The 16,353-nt window shown below is 45.6% G+C and carries 15 protein-coding genes; 7 read left to right on the top strand and 8 right to left on the bottom strand.

All coding sequences use genetic code 11. From position 1 onward, the window contains the following. Positions 1 to 373: 373 nt before the first annotated feature. From QT973_RS11260 to QT973_RS11250, 3 genes are all read right to left on the bottom strand, one after another. Complete coding sequence (locus QT973_RS11260) at positions 374 to 748, bottom strand: hypothetical protein (RefSeq protein WP_333232085.1); 375 nt, start codon at positions 746 to 748, stop codon at positions 374 to 376. A gap of 284 nt (positions 749 to 1,032) precedes the next feature. Beyond that, on the bottom strand, positions 1,033 to 2,310 hold the full coding sequence (gene iscB, locus QT973_RS11255; RefSeq protein WP_333056097.1) for an RNA-guided endonuclease IscB: 1,278 nt from the start codon (positions 2,308 to 2,310) through the stop codon (positions 1,033 to 1,035). 255 nt (positions 2,311 to 2,565) lie between these two features. Then, a complete protein-coding gene (locus tag QT973_RS11250) occupies positions 2,566 to 3,588 on the bottom strand; it encodes an alpha/beta fold hydrolase (protein WP_333232087.1) in 1,023 nt (340 codons plus the stop codon). 417 nt (positions 3,589 to 4,005) lie between these two features. Between QT973_RS11250 and infC the strand changes: the two genes are divergently transcribed. The 3 genes from infC to QT973_RS11235 all read left to right on the top strand — a co-directional run bounded on the left by infC (position 4,006) and on the right by QT973_RS11235 (position 8,295). Continuing rightward, a complete protein-coding gene (gene infC, locus QT973_RS11245) occupies positions 4,006 to 4,542 on the top strand; it encodes a translation initiation factor IF-3 (RefSeq protein ID WP_006635262.1) in 537 nt (178 codons plus the stop codon). Between the two features lie 107 nt (positions 4,543 to 4,649). Beyond that, entirely contained in the window at positions 4,650 to 7,697 is a 3,048-nt protein-coding gene (locus QT973_RS11240) for a HEAT repeat domain-containing protein (RefSeq protein WP_333056100.1), read from the top strand. 121 nt (positions 7,698 to 7,818) lie between these two features. After that, on the top strand, positions 7,819 to 8,295 hold the full coding sequence (locus QT973_RS11235) for a Crp/Fnr family transcriptional regulator (RefSeq protein WP_190660410.1): 477 nt from the start codon (positions 7,819 to 7,821) through the stop codon (positions 8,293 to 8,295). A gap of 248 nt (positions 8,296 to 8,543) precedes the next feature. Here QT973_RS11235 and QT973_RS11230 read toward each other — a convergent pair whose 3' ends face one another. Further along, positions 8,544 to 8,957 (bottom strand): peptide chain release factor 1, encoded by a 414-nt coding sequence (locus QT973_RS11230; protein ID WP_333056101.1) that lies wholly within the window; start codon positions 8,955 to 8,957, stop codon positions 8,544 to 8,546. Between the two features lie 165 nt (positions 8,958 to 9,122). Here QT973_RS11230 and QT973_RS11225 point away from each other — a divergent pair, with 165 nt between their 5' ends. Both QT973_RS11225 and QT973_RS11220 read left to right on the top strand, forming a co-directional pair. Then, positions 9,123 to 9,329 carry a hypothetical protein gene (locus QT973_RS11225; protein WP_333056102.1) on the top strand — a complete coding sequence of 69 codons (207 nt, stop codon included), beginning with the start codon at positions 9,123 to 9,125 and terminating at the stop codon, positions 9,327 to 9,329. Between the two features lie 238 nt (positions 9,330 to 9,567). Continuing rightward, positions 9,568 to 9,987 (top strand): DUF6335 family protein, encoded by a 420-nt coding sequence (locus QT973_RS11220; protein WP_333056103.1) that lies wholly within the window; start codon positions 9,568 to 9,570, stop codon positions 9,985 to 9,987. Positions 9,988 to 10,080: 93 nt separating this feature from the next. On the opposite strand, the gene QT973_RS11215 is transcribed toward QT973_RS11220, so the two are convergent. The 3 genes from QT973_RS11215 to QT973_RS11205 form a co-directional block, all read right to left on the bottom strand. After that, the gene (locus QT973_RS11215; RefSeq protein WP_333391342.1) at positions 10,081 to 10,761 is read right to left on the bottom strand and encodes a response regulator transcription factor; all 681 of its coding nucleotides are present in this window, start codon (positions 10,759 to 10,761) and stop codon (positions 10,081 to 10,083) included. After that, positions 10,758 to 12,212, bottom strand: a complete 1,455-nt coding sequence (locus QT973_RS11210) for a HAMP domain-containing sensor histidine kinase (protein ID WP_333056106.1) — start codon at positions 12,210 to 12,212, stop codon at positions 10,758 to 10,760. Before QT973_RS11210 ends, QT973_RS11215 begins: the two co-directional genes overlap by 4 nt. Positions 12,213 to 12,415: 203 nt before the next feature. Next, positions 12,416 to 13,027 carry a cupin gene (locus QT973_RS11205; RefSeq protein ID WP_333056107.1) on the bottom strand — a complete coding sequence of 204 codons (612 nt, stop codon included), beginning with the start codon at positions 13,025 to 13,027 and terminating at the stop codon, positions 12,416 to 12,418. Positions 13,028 to 13,434: 407 nt separating this feature from the next. Between QT973_RS11205 and QT973_RS11200 the strand changes: the two genes are divergently transcribed. Together QT973_RS11200 and QT973_RS11195 are read left to right on the top strand one after the other, a co-directional pair. Then, positions 13,435 to 14,082, top strand: coding sequence for a YHS domain-containing (seleno)protein (locus tag QT973_RS11200; protein ID WP_333232092.1), 648 nt, complete (start codon positions 13,435 to 13,437; stop codon positions 14,080 to 14,082). A gap of 355 nt (positions 14,083 to 14,437) precedes the next feature. Then, positions 14,438 to 15,139 carry a DUF4079 domain-containing protein gene (locus QT973_RS11195; RefSeq protein WP_333260498.1) on the top strand — a complete coding sequence of 234 codons (702 nt, stop codon included), beginning with the start codon at positions 14,438 to 14,440 and terminating at the stop codon, positions 15,137 to 15,139. 239 nt (positions 15,140 to 15,378) lie between these two features. On the opposite strand, the gene QT973_RS11190 is transcribed toward QT973_RS11195, so the two are convergent. After that, positions 15,379 to 16,257: a sugar ABC transporter permease gene (locus QT973_RS11190; protein WP_333391340.1), complete on the bottom strand. Its 879-nt coding sequence runs from the start codon at positions 16,255 to 16,257 to the stop codon at positions 15,379 to 15,381. Between the last annotated feature and the right edge of the window lie 96 nt (positions 16,258 to 16,353).

Below are 16,353 nucleotides of genomic sequence, written 5' to 3'. Positions count from 1 at the left end.
TCGGTTATAAGCAGACTGAAAGATTGTGGACACAAGGGAAGGTATTTATTTTTAGGAGCAAGAGACAAGGTGTTTCTTGAAGTTAGAAGGTACAAGTTAGAAGGTAGAATTTTACCTTTCTTCCAGGGAGGGGTTTCATAGCTCTTTAATGTTGGCGAATATCGTTACGGCTAGGGTTATAATCCGCTTTACACTTGCGTTTTGTTCTAACTTTTCCTAAACTACCTCAATAACTTAACAACTTACCTCGACAACAATCCGGATTTCCAAGATTTAGGTAACTTTTCAATACCGGCAAATGTTAGTCCCAGACAAACTAACATTTTTTTTGGAAAAAGCTTTTTTGCTAACTTTTTTGCTAACACATTGACAGTTAAATACAACTACATATCGCCCCTACTCTTTTTTTTCTGATTTTTAAAATCAGGGATTTTCGGTGCTGCTTGAAACTTAGTGGGGCGATCGCGATCGCGCCCGCCAATTTAACACTATGATAGCTAGTCCATGTTTTCAGCAGTAACGGGAGAGTTTTGTGTGTTACTTGGGCCGGCAATGCTTTGTACTTTAGACTCTTTTTGAGTGTTCGATCGACAGCCAGAGCATTGGTTGGTTGACCTGAGAAAAAGTTTTGACCGTAGATATAGTAGTTATCGCAGTTGTAAAGTTTGTTGGACAGCAAAGACAATCGATCGGCTTCTGGGTAAAACCTGTGATTTGGTTTAATGACTTGCCTTTCGACTAACTGCATAACTTGGATCTGTACTACCAGTTAGAGAAGATACACTATCTTGGTGATTGTGTCAATCTCTGAGCTTCTCAAAGAAGCAACCATCAATAACAGTAGATACATGACATCACAGAAAGACGGAGACTTACTTTGCTCCATGAGTCGTCCACCTAAAATGCGACAAGGGGGCGGACGCTATAACCGAGGCGGATATATCGAGCTCCGCGAGTACCGCCAACGGATTAGCGTCTGGGAAATTGTCGCCAATAAATAAGTTGCCCGACAGGGCATCCTTGTTTTTAGGACTAATATTCATAGCCATCAGCCTTATGAATAGTTGTCAGATGTTTTGGATGCACGTCAAAACATTTGTCTCTTGCGGTTAGCTTAAAACTTGGTCTAAACCGAATTGCAATTCTGCCTGTGTAGCTTCCTGCATATTTTCCAGTGAGGACGTTAGCTTTCACCAAGTCCCCAGTTTGAAAACCCATGAATAACTTTTGCGCCGGTGCATGACGAATGGGGAACCCAAATCTGTCGGTTCCGCAGCGCTGTCTTCTTCCGTGTCCCTTAGCCTTAATTAGCAAAGGTTTCACGCTATTTAGCAGTAGTCTTTCGGGAGTTGATTCCCCGACACAAGCTGCATCAGTCCAATGCTGTTTTTCTATTCCCCTGGTTTGGCGGTTGAATTTTGTTCGTCCCCCTGAACCCAATTCCACGGGCAGTCCGGTTAACTGTAGTCTTCTGTATAGCTCCCAACGAGTAGCATTGACGGCTGCTGCATCCAGTAGAGGTGTCTTGGCTTGGGCTAGTATCCGCTGAAGGATTTCAAGTTTTTTCTTGAGAAATTCTTCAACGGGTTTACTTCCCTTGGCTTGGTTGCAGGAATGGCAACTAAGACACAGATTGCTGACCCGATTACTTCCTCCCTTAGACTTGGCGAGAATATGCTCAACCTCGAAAGGAACATTTGTCGCACCGCAATAAGCGCACTTCCTATTCCATTTTTGCAGTAAATATTCCTTAATTTCAAAACCGAATAATTCGCCCCTTTGATATTCGATTCCAGAAATTTCAGGATTCTGGAACTGTTGTAAATCGAAACGCACCAATTCTTGAGAAATGGCGGTAACGGGACAGACCTTTCTGATTCGCCTAACCCAGGTTTCAATATTGGCAACACGGCTATCAAGAGATGGTGGCAACCATCCTGTTTTACGGGTTCTGTTTAAAAAACGGGGTTGGCGGTAACGGGTCTTTCTGTTGCGACGCCATCTTCTGAGCGAGCTGCGAGATTCGAGAGCCTCTTTAATTTGTTGCCCTCGGTGAGCAATTTCTAATGCGTTCGTGACGCGACCAGTTTGCTCTTGAACCACGGCAATACCCGTAGTTTTGCTACCTGGGTCAATTTTGATTCGGTGACAGTGAGTTACCGAATCTTCGAGAATCCTATCCTGTAAAACAATGGTAAACGGATAGCGTTTAAAAACCTTAGCCCTCCCTTTTTTCAATAGTTCTCTTGCCCGTGCCCGGTGGCATGGGTCAAGAGGTTTCAAGTTTTTATCTAGGACAAATGTACGCATTACTGCATCACTCAATTTCTTGGTTAAGTTTGCCTCGACGATGTTAAGACTCGGTACTATCTGAGCAACACTGGCTTTCCCTTAATCACCTGTTTAATTGCTCGGTTGTAGAGCTTGAAACTGGCACGCATTTCAAGGTACGAAGTTTAACGCTTGGTCTTAACGCCTGCTAGTCAAGAACTAGCCGTCTGGTCAACAGGCTTTTTCAAGCCCACACCAGACCCTTCGGGTTGGTGTGCGGTAGTTGACGTCTAATCAACAGTGCTGCAATTCGCTCTCGCCCATAGGTGCAAAATTCCGGCTCATCCAGTTCAAAATGGCTTGATTTACTTGTTCCGGGCATTCATCCTGGGGACAGTGGCCCGCATTGTCTAATTCAACTAGCTCTAAATAATTGGGGTTGCATTCGACAAATTGGTGGGGTCGGGCGAACCGAGGGGGAATCATCCGGTCTTGTTTGCCCCAAATTAACAGCATGGGGATTGTTAAATTTCGCAGCACAGTCTTGACACTGGGGCAAAATTGTGTACTCCCTACAGCTTTAAATAAAGCGCAGAAGGCGCGGGCTGCTCCCCGATCGCCCGCTGGCCCTGCTAGAATTTCAACTAATTCGTCGGTGACAGCTTCGGGGTTGGAGTAGGCAAAGCCAACCCAGCGACGGACAAAGGAAGGCTTGCGGGCAAAATAAAACAGAGGCCTGAGTATGATCGGAGAAACAAACAAACTTTCAACCGTTTCGATCGCCGGAAGCAGCCATCCAGGCACCGCCTCGGCTCGCACAGAGGGGTCTGGGAGGCTAATCATCACCGTGCCGGCCACCATGTCCGGGTGAGCCGCCGCTACGGCCAGACAAATTAGTGAGCCGATCGAGTTTCCTGCCAATATTACTGGCTCTCTGATAAAAGTTAGCCAAAAATCATAAACTTGATCGACCCACAAAGAGACAGAGTAGTCGATCGGAGCTTTTTGGGAAGCGCCAAACCCTAACAAATCCAAGGCGTAAACCGTTTGGTTTTCGGCGAGTTGGGCGAGATTTTGTCGCCAGTGTCCGATCGAAGCTCCAAACCCGTGCAGTAAAATAATCGGCGTTCCCGATGCGCGCGGGGCCATTGGTTTGGCCCCAGAATCTTGAAATTCCAGCGCGCCTTGATTTCGTACCCTATCGGGCCGCAAATAAGTGTAGCGAGTTTGCCAGCCCCGCCACATCCAGTCTCGTTGAGTTCCCACCCGTTGGTGCCACAGCAGAGAATTTGTCAATTTTGCCTCAGCTCGCAACATAAATTTACACTTGGTTATACCTATTCTACAAGGCAAATCAGGCGACTTGGGGGAGTTGCCAGACCGGGGGAGATGGGCTAGCAAAAGCGGTTGTACCTCATCCTTCAACTTTTACCCTGAATTTTTGACGGTTTTGTCATCGATCGGGCCTGGGAGCGGGCGATCGTGTGTGAAGTTAAAATAAAACTAGGCAGAAACTCAGCCAGACTGAGTAGAATAGCAAGTATTGTAAGAATTCATTTACGATCGTCCAAATATTCCCCAAGGCTTTAGCGGAGGGGGCACAGGGCGCGGTAGTACGTCCGGTAAGGGTAACACCTTATAAAACAGTTCGATCGTCAATCGTGAAAAATTGACCGCTCAAACCTGTAACTATCAAGAAGCTTCGCTATTAAACTACTGCTTGTAAAACCATTCATGCCTGTGATTGAAAGAAGACAAAATCGCAACCTACCCCAGATCAACGAAAATATTCGATACCCCAAAATCCGGGTAATCGATACCGACGGCGCGCAACTAGGGATATTGACACCTGCAGAAGCGCTGCGCCTCGCCGAAGAAAAAGAACTCGATCTCGTACTTGTCAGCGACAAAGCTGACCCGCCCGTATGCCGGGTAATGGACTATGGGAAGTACAAATTCGAGCAGGAAAAGAAAGCGCGAGAAGCAAAGCGGAAGCAGCACACTGCCGATGTTAAAGAAGTGAAGATGCGCTACAAAATTGAAGAACACGACTACCAAGTGCGCCTCAAACTAGCAGACCGCTTTATCAAATCTGGGGACAAAGTAAAAGCCACGATCATGTTCAGAGGTCGGGAAATCCAACACAGCAACCTAGCAGAGGACTTGCTTAAGCGCATGGCCACAGATTTGCAGGAAATCGCAGAAGTGCAGCAAGCCCCCAAAAAAGAAGGACGCAGTATGATGATGCTGCTGTCGCCAAAGAAAGTATAAATAGATAGTCATTAGTGAGCAGTCATCAGTCATAAACTGGTGACTGATAGCTGATGACTTCGGAAGTTAGTCAGGAATAAGCTACCACACAGGGAAATCAACGCTGCATGGAAAATTTTCAAATCAGCGGTTCGGCGGGAGTAAGACAAGGAGTGCTGCGATCGCTCAACCTGCGATCGGAAGAAGTAGAGCGAACCGTACTGATGTTCCTCGTCTACACTCTAACCTCCGTCGGGCTGATCTGGCTGGAACTCAGCACAGTAGGTCTTTTTCTAGATGAATTTGGTGCAGACAAAATGCCCTGGATTTATATAGCCAGCGCGTTTATAGGTTCTGGCTTGGGATTTGTCTACTCGTGGCTGCAAAAAATCCTGCCGCTAAGGCGCACCGTAGTGGTTGTTCTGGCAATGATGTCGATACCGCTATTTTTATTTCGATTCGGGATCGGCTACGAAAATACTAAGATAGCTGGCGTCAGCATCGCTTTTATTACTATTTTTTTGATGTGGCTGTGGGTAGAAGCTTGCTATGTCCTCAACGACCTTAATACTTCTATCACTTCCAACCAACTGTTTAATATTAGAGAAATCAAGCGCACCTATCCGCTAGTCAGTAGCGGCTATCTAGTAGCTGGAGTAGTCAGCGGATTTTCTCTGCCTGTTTTGCTGTACGTAGTCGGACTCAAAAACGTTACCCTCATATCGGGGTTGATGGTGGCGATCGGCTCGGTGTTGCTGTACTACCTCACGGAAAAATACAGCCAAGCATTCCCGGAAACGGCTCACTGGACGGATGATGATGATGAAGACGACGACCAAGAAGAATTTACCGCCCGCAAAGTTACAGGCCCACTTCAAAAATACGCCGTACCTCTAGTCAGTTTTTTCATCCTCGCAGAAGTCGTCTACGTGCTGGTAGATTTCCAATTCTACAGCCAGCTAGAATACCAAAACCCGGGGGACGGAGCTAGCTGGATCGCTAGCTTCTTGGGCATTTATGAAGGCATACAAGGCCTGTTTCAAGTGGCGACTCAGTGGTTCGCTTCGAGCCGGTTGGTGGAAAGAATCGGTGTATTCGTGACGGCGATGATTTTGCCGGCGGGCATCGCTATACTCGGAGTGCTGACCATAGGAGCCTCTCTCGGCCAGCTAGTATCTGTGTTCATCGGGCTAATATTGCTGAGATTTTTAGACGAACTGCTGCACTACACGCTTTTGGAAACTGTTAGCCCGGTTTTATTTCAACCGATTCCCGACAATATTCGATCGGGCATTCAAACTCTGGTCAACGGTGTGGGCGAACCTTTGTCCTGCGGAGCTACAGGAGTAGGCATCCTGATTATGCTGTGGGTGACAGGCAAGATACTCCCCCAGCAAGACGAAAATGTATTTCACGACCAGCAAAGCTTGATATTTATTGGCGTGATCGTCATATTGGCACTGTTGTGGGTGTTTGTCGTATGGTTGATCCGCTCTCAATACGTGGGTTTGTTGGTCAAAAGTGCGGAGCGGGGGCGCTTGGGCGTCACAGACGTTGACCTCAAAGCTCTCAAGCGCGCAGTGGTGGAAACTCTACAAAAGCCGGGGGGCGAAGATGAAAAGCGCTCTTGCATAGAACTCCTGACGCAAATTGACCCCAAAAATGTCGGAGAAGTTCTGGCTCCCCTCCTCGATTCGCTGTCCCCTGGTTTGCAGCGCCAGAGCTTGGAAACGATGCTGCAACACCCGAACCCCGCCTATTTAGAATCAGTCCGCGCACTCTCGCAGCAATCCTTGCCGCCGGAGGTTCTGGCCTTGGCTTTGCGCTACATCTGGCTGACGGAAGCTGAACCGAATATTGAGAGCTTGCGGCCTTACTTGCAGCCGACGGTCGATCCGGTGGTGCGGGGGACTGCTGCTGCTTTAATTATGAGAAGGGGCGATCGCCTGCAAAAGGCAGAGGCTACTAATACGCTGCGCCAAATGCTGACGCACAAACAAGAGCGGGAACGTGTTATGGGGACGCGGGCTCTGGGAGAAGCTGATTATTTGCAAGGACTGCGGCTGCATATCCCCAATCTGTTGCAAGATGAATCTCTGCGAGTGCGCTGCGCTCTGTTAGACGTGATTTCGTCTACTCATTCGGAAGAATATTATCCTTCGCTGTTGCGCGGACTTGGTTACAAATCGACTAGGGAAGCGGCTTTGCAGGCTATAGTCAAACTTCACAACGATGCCATTCCTTTGCTCGTTTATTTGGCTGAGGATATCCACAAGTCGGATTTGGTCAGGTTGCAAGCTTGGACGGCTCTGGGTCAAATTGGGACAAATGAGGCGATCGACATTTTGGTGAGCAATTTGATGACGGCTTGGGGAACGACGAGGCGCAATATCCTCCGCATCCTGTTGAAAATGCCTTCGGAAGCGGGGATAGAAGGGGTTCTAGACCGCATCGGCCGTAGCGGCTTGGAAACTCTTATCGAACAGGAGTTAATGTTTATCGGTCAAATTTATGCAGCTCTAGTAGATTTTTCTGGGGTAACAACCTACGGCAATTTCTCGGATCGGGAAGCCAACAGCACCGGAGCACCTGGGAACGATACGGCTCAATTGTTGCAGCGGGCTCTGGCGGGATTGGAAGCTGATGCTAGGGAGCGGTGTTTTTTGCTGATGAAGTTTCTTTATCCGCTGGACACGGTACAAGCCGCTGCTTTCAACATCGCTTCTGGCCAACCTTCTTTGGTTGCGAGGGGATTGGAAATTCTCGATAATACTGTGGATATAGCTAGGAAGCGATCGCTCATCAATTTGTTAGACCAACACTCGGAAAGAGAAAAATTGAGCAACCTCTCGGAATTGATGGTTTACAAACCTCTAGCGCCTAGCGATCGTTTGCGCCGCTTGCTAGAATTGCGCCACTTCCTTTCCGATTGGGCCTTGGCCTGCTGCTTTCACTTGGCGAGACAAGCGCGCTGGAGTCTTACGGCTCAACAAACTCTTGTCTGTCTGCAGCACCCGACGGGTTTTGTCCGCGAAGCAGTGTTAGCCTATTTGAAAATAGCCTCGCCGCGGGCTTTGGTCGAATTGTTGCCCAGGCTGCAAAATGACCCCGATAATTTGGTATCCGCTCAAGTTGAAGAAATGATGGCAGAGTTGGGTGCTGGGGGGAAAAGGTAAAGAAGGAAGAAGGAAGAGGGATGAGGGAACAAAAAGAAACTATGCCCAATGCCCAATGCCCAATGCCCAATGCCTCTTCCTCTTCCTTTGTTTAAGTTTAAATTAATCATTGCATCTCATTATGTTAACAAGCGTCGAACGCCTATTGTTTGTGAGGGAGGTTCCGATTTTTAAGGAACTGCGGGATGATTTTCTCGTGCGTCTAGCATCGGTAATGGATGAACTTTCATTTCCTTCTAAGCACAGGATTTTTACGGAAGGACAAGAAGGTCGATCTCTCTATATTTTGGTATCGGGAACGGTGCGGGTGCATATAGGCGATCGGGATTTGGCACAGTTGAAAGCGGGGGCTTGTTTCGGGGAAATGTCGCTGTTTGATGCAGAACCTCGATCGGCTTCTATTTCTACTCTCGAACAATCCGAGTGTTTGATGCTGACTCAAATGCAGCTATACGATGCGATTGATGAAACGCCGGGAATTGCGGTGAATATTATTCGCTTGCTGTCGCGCCGGATTCGGGAGTTGAATCAAAAGTTGAATGCTAAAGAAGCGATGATGCCTCCTACAGAGACTGTGAGAGTTCCTGAAATGCGATGAAATTGGGGAATTGAGAATTGTGTTTTTAGTCGATCGGTAATTCTGCACAATTTATCTTCTGTAAGGTGCCAATAGCGCACAATTTTTCTGGCTAGTGTCCGCTATTTGCACCTCATACTATATTTACAAAAAAAATGTAACTATAGACAACCCCCAAACCCGAATATTCATCAGTCATAGCCAATCTAAAATCTAAAAACTAAAATCTAAAAACTAAAATCTAAAAACTAAAATCTAAAATGGCATGACTATCGCCAATAAGGTCGGCCCTTCCAAAAAACTCCCACCGTAACTCCGATGAGTGCAGCTTCCGATAAACTTGCTAATAAAGGAGGGATGGGTAGGAATGACTTTAACACCAAACCCAAGAGCACGCAGAAAACTAAAACCCACAAACTAATTCGGTTGAGCAAAAATTGTTGTTGCCAATACTCTAAAAAGTACACTGCTAAAGCTCCCATTCCCAGTGCAGCAACGAAAGGTATCAATGTCCCGAGGGAGGAGCCGTAAAGAAGCGTCACGACGTTGCGGATTGGCCGCGATTGCGTGAAACCCCAGGCTAAAAATAGCTCCACTCCAATCACGATTGAGTTGACGAGGGCGGAAATTTGCAGCATTTCTCGCCAAGGTAAAAGTTTTAAGCGCCGCAGAAAATTGTTCACGATCGGCAGATTAGGTAGGTTGCTTTGATTTTATAACAGTTTTGCCCTGGCGATCGACCTTTGATGACAATTTGTGAAGTAAAATAAAGATATAGAGCAGTCTCTTGACAAATTCACCCAGAGTACCTGCCTATTAATTGTTGGAACCGCGAAAGGAAAAAAGTTATGGTGGAGAACACTGTCGATTGTGCTGTAGCTTGCGTCAATGGCTGCATTCTGGGCGACAAGTGCCCGAAGCGGGAATACGCAGAAGCAACGTCCAACTTTATTGAAAATACTTCTCTGGATAAAATGCTAGAAATAGCAGAGGAAGCGGTGAGAAGGAAACGGACGGAACCCCCCAAATGGGTAATTCCTGATTTTCCCGAATAGAATTAACATCCCCATTAAAAAGCGATCGCCCTTATCAAACGGGCGATCGCTTTTTGTATTCCCAATGAAATAGCTGCTCAGAATCAATATATTTCCTGGGATAGAAGCTAAAAGCTTAAATAGCAATTACAATGTCATTTAATGATAGCCATTGGCAATTACTAAAAATAATTCAGCTCAAGCGAAATTCGGACATTTTTAATTTAATTGAGTTCAAAAACAAACAGGAGCAAGTCTCGTGGCACAGCAAAAGGAACGCAACGCAAAAACAACAAGAGATGGTGATAATTTGGGCGAATTGCCTCAAGAAATTACCGAATCTTACGGTACAGGCGTCATCGATCAACCGGGAGTGAGCCAAGACGACATAACAACTCTGCAGGACAGCAGTTCGGAATACTCTTCCACTTCCCAAATCGGCGGCGAGGACGGCGATCCGGCTGCGGAACAAGAAAGTGCCACGGGCGAGCAATCTGTGGGCGGAACCGCGCCTACTCCAGACCTGGATATGGTTGATGAACTCGGAGCCGCTGCGGGCATAGAGATGCCGGATGGGGCTATTTTGCACACAACAGATATGCTGGAACATCGAGATGAAAGCCGGTGGGAATTAGACCCGAGTTCTGCGGAAGATTATCAGGAACGACCGGATTTCTAGGTCGATTTTTTACAAAAAAATAGATAGTATAATAGGAGCGGGTTCACCAGTATCCATACTTCATATCCGAAGTATTTGTAAATCCGCCCCTCCTCACTTTTGCTCTCGCAACACATATCCAACTCCCCGAACCGTATGCAGCAGGCGTTTTGAGTTACTTGCTTCTAATTTAATCCGTAACGCACGGATATACACTTCAATAATGTTTGACTCTCCCATAAAATCGTAACCCCAAACTTTTTCTAAAATTCGGTCACGGGTAATGACTTGACGGGAATTTTGCAGCATAAATTCTAACAAATCAAACTCTTTGGCAGTGAGTTCAATTAGTTGACTGCCTCGATAAACTTCACGGGTTAAACCGTTCAATATTAGGTCTTCAAATTGTAAATTATCCGGGTCATTTGCTTGAGTTCGGCGCAGACGTGCTTTAACTCTCGCGAGGAGTTCTTCCATACTGAAAGGCTTAGTAACATAATCATCGGCTCCAGCATTTAATCCCGTCACGCGATCGGGTACTTCATCTTTTGCTGTCAGCATAATTATTGGTACTTGAACACCAGTCGATCGCAACCTTAAACAGATGTCTAATCCAGAGATGCCGGGAAGCATCCAATCTAAAATTAATAAATCCGCTTGAGCATCACGAGCGATCGTTAATCCATCCAATCCGTTTGGGGCGACAGTGACGTGATATCCTTCAAGACTAAGTTCAGATTCGATGAACTTTGCCAGTTTAGGGTCATCTTCAACAAGGAGTATGCGATCGCTCATAGCTGCGGATTCCAGACAGGTAAGGTGATAGTAAAAATACTACCTTCTCCCGGTTTAGATCGGAGCGTAATACGTCCTTCCATGCCTTCGATCAGGCTTTTGGCGATCGCCAATCCCAGCCCTGTACCGTCTCTAGAGCGCGTCATTGACTCATCCACCCGGTAAAATCGCTCAAAAATCCGGTTTTGATGGGGGAGAGAAATACCAATTCCGCGATCGCCCACATGAATCATCACCTGCTGTTCCCTCTTTTCTAATACTAACTCAACTGGTTGTTCGGGAGCAGAATACTTGATTGCATTATCGACTAAGTTAATTAACACCTGTTGTAAACGATCCTGATCCGCACAGGCTACAACATCCTCATCATTTGACACGAAAATAATTTTTCGATTGCTAACTTTTTGACTCATCTGGGCAACCTCAGCCACCAGAGTATTCAGCATCACCGGATTCAAACGAAAGTGCAAGTTGCCACTATCAGCCCTTGCCAAATCCAGCAAATCTTCTAACATCCGAATCGTGCGTTCAGTTTCCCCAACGGCTGTTTCCAGTGCTTGTTGCTGATAGTCACTTAAGTTAGTGCTGCGTCGCAGCAAACTTTGTAAATAACCAACTACAACCGTCAGAGGAGTGCGTAATTCGTGGGAAACATTACCGACAAATTGGCGTTGTTGCTCCCAGGAACCAGATAAGCGAAACAACATCTCATTAAAGGTTTGTGCTAGTCCTAAAATCTCATCAGGAGCCTGATGCAGTTGGAGTTTTGCCGCCTGCAAATTATCAGCAGACAAAGTGCTAGCTACCTGACTCATATGTTCCAAAGGATGGAGAGCATGACGAATGCGACTGGCGATGGCCAACATTAACACTAAGATTACCACAACACTGACAACAATTAGACTGCGAATCCCATCATTTAATTGACGTTGCTCATCAGTGATATCTTGAGAGAAATATACCGTACCCAGTAACTCATTTTTAATCCTCAGAGTTCTGCTACAGATCACCAAGTAGCGATCGCCCACCTGAACAAAAGTAGGCTCAGCAGGTACTTCGGTCAACGAGATCATCTTCGTAATCTTAGAAGATTGCAGATCCATATCAGGTGAATTCACCAAAAGCATCCCATCATTTCGCTTCACCCACACCATAATTCCTCCTGTGGAAGCTTTATGGACGCTTCGGGTTAAGCCAATTTCTAGTGAACCCATTTCACTATAAAGCTCAACCTGTTCGGGAAAGCGTATTCCAATGTATTCCAGGGTTTTTTTATGGGCACCGACTAAATTTTGCGACCTTTGCCAGCCGGCCCAAAATGCCACACTGCTAAGTCCTATAATCGAGAGTACCAGCAATTCCAGTGTCAGGCGAAACTGAAGCGAAGAGGTGGAAATTCGCTTGCCAGTGAGAGGGTTGATAGCGACTATAAATTGGGGAATGAGCTTCATTATATCGTCAGGTAGCGAGGAGACTTAAGCATTAAAATTAGGAAAAATTCCAACTAGATTGTTCCTGGACGCACTGTACAGTCAGAAACCGGGTTTTTTTACGAAAATCCTTCGTTATAGCCAGGAGATTCGCTAAAAAACCCGGTTTATTTGGTATGATTGCGTCTAGGACTATAGCTCCAAAAAATCATTAGAATGCACCCTTAAAAGTTTTCCGCAGTACCTTTAATCTGGTTAAACTCAAATCGTCGATCGTAATCTGTTACACCATAAAGATTAAAACTAATGGTTGGTTGATCTCCCAGTGCTTCCACATGATGAATCGCATCTGGCATTAAGCACAAAACGTCACCAGGGGCAAGCAAAATATCGCCCACTGTTGTGATTTTATCGGGAAACTTGCGAGTTGGCGATCGCTGCCAAAAAGTATTTTTCTCCTGTCCATCAAGTAGCGCCACCAGTCCCCAACTGGCATGATTGTGAATCGGAGAAACAGCACCCGGAGCCCAAGCCACCAACTGCACCGTCAGAGGAAAAAATGGTTCATCATACAGTGTTTGTACGGCCCAGCCTGTCTCAGAGTCAGGCTCAAGGAGAGCAATTTGAAACCAGGAAGAACTATCTAACAACCTGCGGACAAGGGGACAAATTGCCTGGAGTCGTAAATAATCATCACTAATTTGCTCTAATACATCTTCCAAGTCAGTTAAAAAGCGGTAAAGTCGGTAGGGATGAGTCAAATCTTCAATTTGACTTGTAGCCTCAAAAATACTGCACTGTCCATCATCAGTCACTAACCAGTCTTTTCCTGTCATAATTTCTCAACTCGCGATTAAATTACTGCACTACTAAGTTTCTCATCAGCAATCTTGGGTTGAGAAACCAGATATCTAGCAAGAAACCCGGTTGCTAAGCCAAGAGTGTATCAAGGACTCTTAAGGATAGTCAGGGTTAATCTCCACTCTATAAGAAATTCCGGGTAACTAGATGATGCGTTCCTAATTTCCCGATGAATTTTTGCTGAATAAAGGGACGTATAAAGTATTCAGAGTTTTATCTCTCATCCATCTCTTCCTCATCTAGCACTCATTTTCTTGAGCATTAATGTAAATAACCTCAAAGCTTGAGGACAACAACAAGCCAGCATAATTCCCAGAGAGCAAGAACTCTCAAGCAAACATCTGGCGTGGAATTACTAACAATTTATCTGGAAATTAGACACATGAAAGTAAAATACATTACTACGATCGCCATTGCCGCCATTCTCGGTTTGGTAACAACTAATGTTAGCTACGGCAACTTCAAGGCATCAACAAACTCAAACTCTACAACGGTTTCATCCAAGGTTGCACAATCCAATCCTTGTGCGGGTAAAGCCAATCCTTGTGCTGGTAAAGCCAATCCTTGTGCGGGTAAAGCCAATCCTTGTGCGGGTAAAGCCAATCCTTGTGCGGGCAAAAGCAGCACAGCAACCGTTCATCCTGAATTTTACACCGAAAAAGGTGTGGCTCTTGATGGTCAGGATGTTGTAGCCTATTTCACCCAAAGCAAATTAGTTATGGGAGTTAGCCAATTTAAACATAATTGGGGTGGAACAACTTGGATGTTTGCTAATGCAGCAAACCGTGATATGTTTGCTAAAAATCCTGAAAAGTATGCTCCTCAATACGGTGGATATTGCGCCCAGGGAACCAGTGAAGGGCATCTTGTTGTCACTCAGCCTGACGCCTGGAAAATCGTTAATGGGAAGCTTTATCTCAACTACGACAAGAAAGTACAAGCACAGTGGATGGGGGATATTCCTGGTCACATTGCTTCAGGAAACAAAAATTGGCCTGCTATTCTGAATAACAAAGAACTGTTCCGCTAAGGAATGAGAATTAAATAACTTCCACAAGTTTGTGGGATGGGCGTCCCGTCCGTCCGTTTTGGACGGGCGGGACGCCCATCCCACTTTCAAGAGTGGAAGTTATTTAGTTCTCATTCCTTAACAAGCTGTACCTCACACAATTGACAACTGCTATATTTTCTGAGCGAGCAAAATATTGGGTGACTTATCCTTCATAAAGCGTGTTGGTAGTCAGGACTTCAGTTGTATCTATGCCGATGAACAATTACTATTAGTCCTGACTACCAAATTCCTGTGCTTAGATCGCCGGATATGATATTATGTATCGCAAAAACCGGGTTAATGAAGCCAACTCTCCTCAAGAAAAAGGTGATCTATGGAATTTAAAGATTTTCTGGGTTTGCTGCATCCTATTTTAGCTGTAGCGATTGTTTTTCCTATGCTTGGTGTTGTTCTCAATATGGCGTGGCAAACTATGCAGCGTCGCAAGCAAATTGCGATCGACACCAAGAGCAAAATTCCACCTGTAGTCGGTTCAGAACACGTCAAAGCAGGTCGAATTCTGTCAGGTTCTGTGGTAGGAGTGACGTTGGTGGGTCTAGCCTACCCGATTTTTGAGCATATTTTGAGCAAGGATGTTTGGAGCAAAAACTCGTTTCAGGTCATTTTCATTGTGCTGATGTTTGTTGCAACTGTCGCCTCTTTGGTGATGCTATATCGAGCTACACCCGCTTTATGGCGCGGCATATTTGCGACCCTAACAGGTACTGGTTTGGTGATTCTTGGCACTCAAGATGGCGTTTATCGGCGAACCAATGAATGGTACTGGTCTCACTACTACATTGGCATCGCCGCTGCGCTAATTATGGTTTTCTCCCTTGCCATCATTCAAGACATTTACAAAGACCGGTCAAATCGCTGGCGCACTATCCATGTGATATTAAACTCGATCGCTGTGTTGCTCTTTCTGGGACAGGGAATGACCGGAACCAGGGATTTATTAGAAATTCCTCTAAACTGGCAGAAACCCTATATTTATACCTGTGATTTCACCAATAAGACCTGCCCAAAACCGTGAGCGATCGCATTACTTTGAGATTCAAGTCTAAAATTAGTATAAATTAGAAGGGCGGGACACCCCACAAGAAATTTCATGTATTGTGAAACAGGCATCTTGCCTGTTTTTAAGATGTGATGTATTGTGGAACAGGCATCTTGCCTGTTTTTAAGATGTGATGTATTGTGGAACAGGCATCTTGCCTGTTCTTGAGATCAGAATGTTGCAATATCTCACTCACTACCAATCAGTCACCAATCTTAATCATTGCGAGTCAAACCCTGAAGGCTAACTTGCAAAATCGACAAACCCAAAATTAGCAAAAACAAAACCAGCCCGATCGTACAAGCATAGCCAATTTCCAAATCCTTAAAAGCCCGTTCGTAAAGATAATAAACAACAGTCTTAGAACTATTGCGAGGCCCGCCCTGAGTCATAATATAAACTTCTTCAAAAACCTTAGTAGCAGAAATCGCCGAAATCACTGCTACCAAAACTAAATAAGGCTTCATCAGGGGCACAGTAATATCCCAGTGCTTTCCCAAACCATCAGAACCATCAATAGCAGCCGCCTCATAAAGTTCTGCCGGAATAGCTTGCAGCCCTGCCAAATAAATTACCATGTAATAGCCCAATCCTTTCCAGATAGTAACTGCCATGACGCTAAAGATTGCTAACTTCGGATTAGCCAGCCAAGAAACAGGAGGTAAACCCAACAATTCCCCCAACTGATTCAGCAGTCCAGTCTCAGCAAACAGCCACTTCCAAGCAATCCCGGCGACAACCATTGAAATCACCGCCGGCGTGTAGTATGCGGCTCGAAACCAGTTCATCCCCTTAAGTTTTTGGTTGCACAAAATCGCCATTCCCAACGGTAGAACAACCAATACAGGCACAACGCAGGTGAGATACAGCAGCGTATTCGTCAAAGTTTGCCAAAATGTGCGATCGCCCCACAACCTCTCAAAATTCTTTAAACCCACCCACTGCGGCATTTGAGTTAAATCATATTCGTAGTTGGTAAAACTCAAATAAAAAGCTTGTACCGCAGGCCACAAAACAGTCAAACTCAAAATAAATAAAGCAGGTAGCAAAAACAAATAAGGAGTCAGGTTTCGTCGCAAAAAAGTCAAAGGCATAAATTAGTTATTAGTTATTAGTTATTACTCGTTCCCAGGCCGAGCCTGGGAACCAGTTATCTCTTAGTCTGCGGAGGCAGACTTCGTTTGTGTAGA

The sequence above is a fragment of the Microcoleus sp. Z1_A1 genome, from assembly GCF_036700305.1.
Taxonomy (GTDB): domain Bacteria; phylum Cyanobacteriota; class Cyanobacteriia; order Cyanobacteriales; family Microcoleaceae; genus Microcoleus.
Note: the sequence above shows the minus strand (reverse complement) of the source record. Positions and strands in the feature narration are given on the sequence as shown.

Coding starts and splice junctions, on each gene's coding strand:
- iscB (WP_333056097.1), bottom strand. CDS start 2,310: ATGCGTACATTTGTCCTAGATAAAAACTTGAAACCTCTTGACCCATGC.
- QT973_RS11250 (WP_333232087.1), bottom strand. CDS start 3,588: ATGTTGCGAGCTGAGGCAAAATTGACAAATTCTCTGCTGTGGCACCAA.
- QT973_RS11235 (WP_190660410.1), top strand. CDS start 7,819: ATGTTAACAAGCGTCGAACGCCTATTGTTTGTGAGGGAGGTTCCGATT.
- infC (WP_006635262.1), top strand. CDS start 4,006: ATGCCTGTGATTGAAAGAAGACAAAATCGCAACCTACCCCAGATCAAC.
- QT973_RS11225 (WP_333056102.1), top strand. CDS start 9,123: ATGGTGGAGAACACTGTCGATTGTGCTGTAGCTTGCGTCAATGGCTGC.
- QT973_RS11205 (WP_333056107.1), bottom strand. CDS start 13,027: ATGACAGGAAAAGACTGGTTAGTGACTGATGATGGACAGTGCAGTATT.
- QT973_RS11190 (WP_333391340.1), bottom strand. CDS start 16,257: ATGCCTTTGACTTTTTTGCGACGAAACCTGACTCCTTATTTGTTTTTG.
- QT973_RS11200 (WP_333232092.1), top strand. CDS start 13,435: ATGAAAGTAAAATACATTACTACGATCGCCATTGCCGCCATTCTCGGT.
- QT973_RS11215 (WP_333391342.1), bottom strand. CDS start 10,761: ATGAGCGATCGCATACTCCTTGTTGAAGATGACCCTAAACTGGCAAAG.
- QT973_RS11210 (WP_333056106.1), bottom strand. CDS start 12,212: ATGAAGCTCATTCCCCAATTTATAGTCGCTATCAACCCTCTCACTGGC.
- QT973_RS11240 (WP_333056100.1), top strand. CDS start 4,650: ATGGAAAATTTTCAAATCAGCGGTTCGGCGGGAGTAAGACAAGGAGTG.
- QT973_RS11260 (WP_333232085.1), bottom strand. CDS start 748: ATGCAGTTAGTCGAAAGGCAAGTCATTAAACCAAATCACAGGTTTTAC.
- QT973_RS11195 (WP_333260498.1), top strand. CDS start 14,438: ATGGAATTTAAAGATTTTCTGGGTTTGCTGCATCCTATTTTAGCTGTA.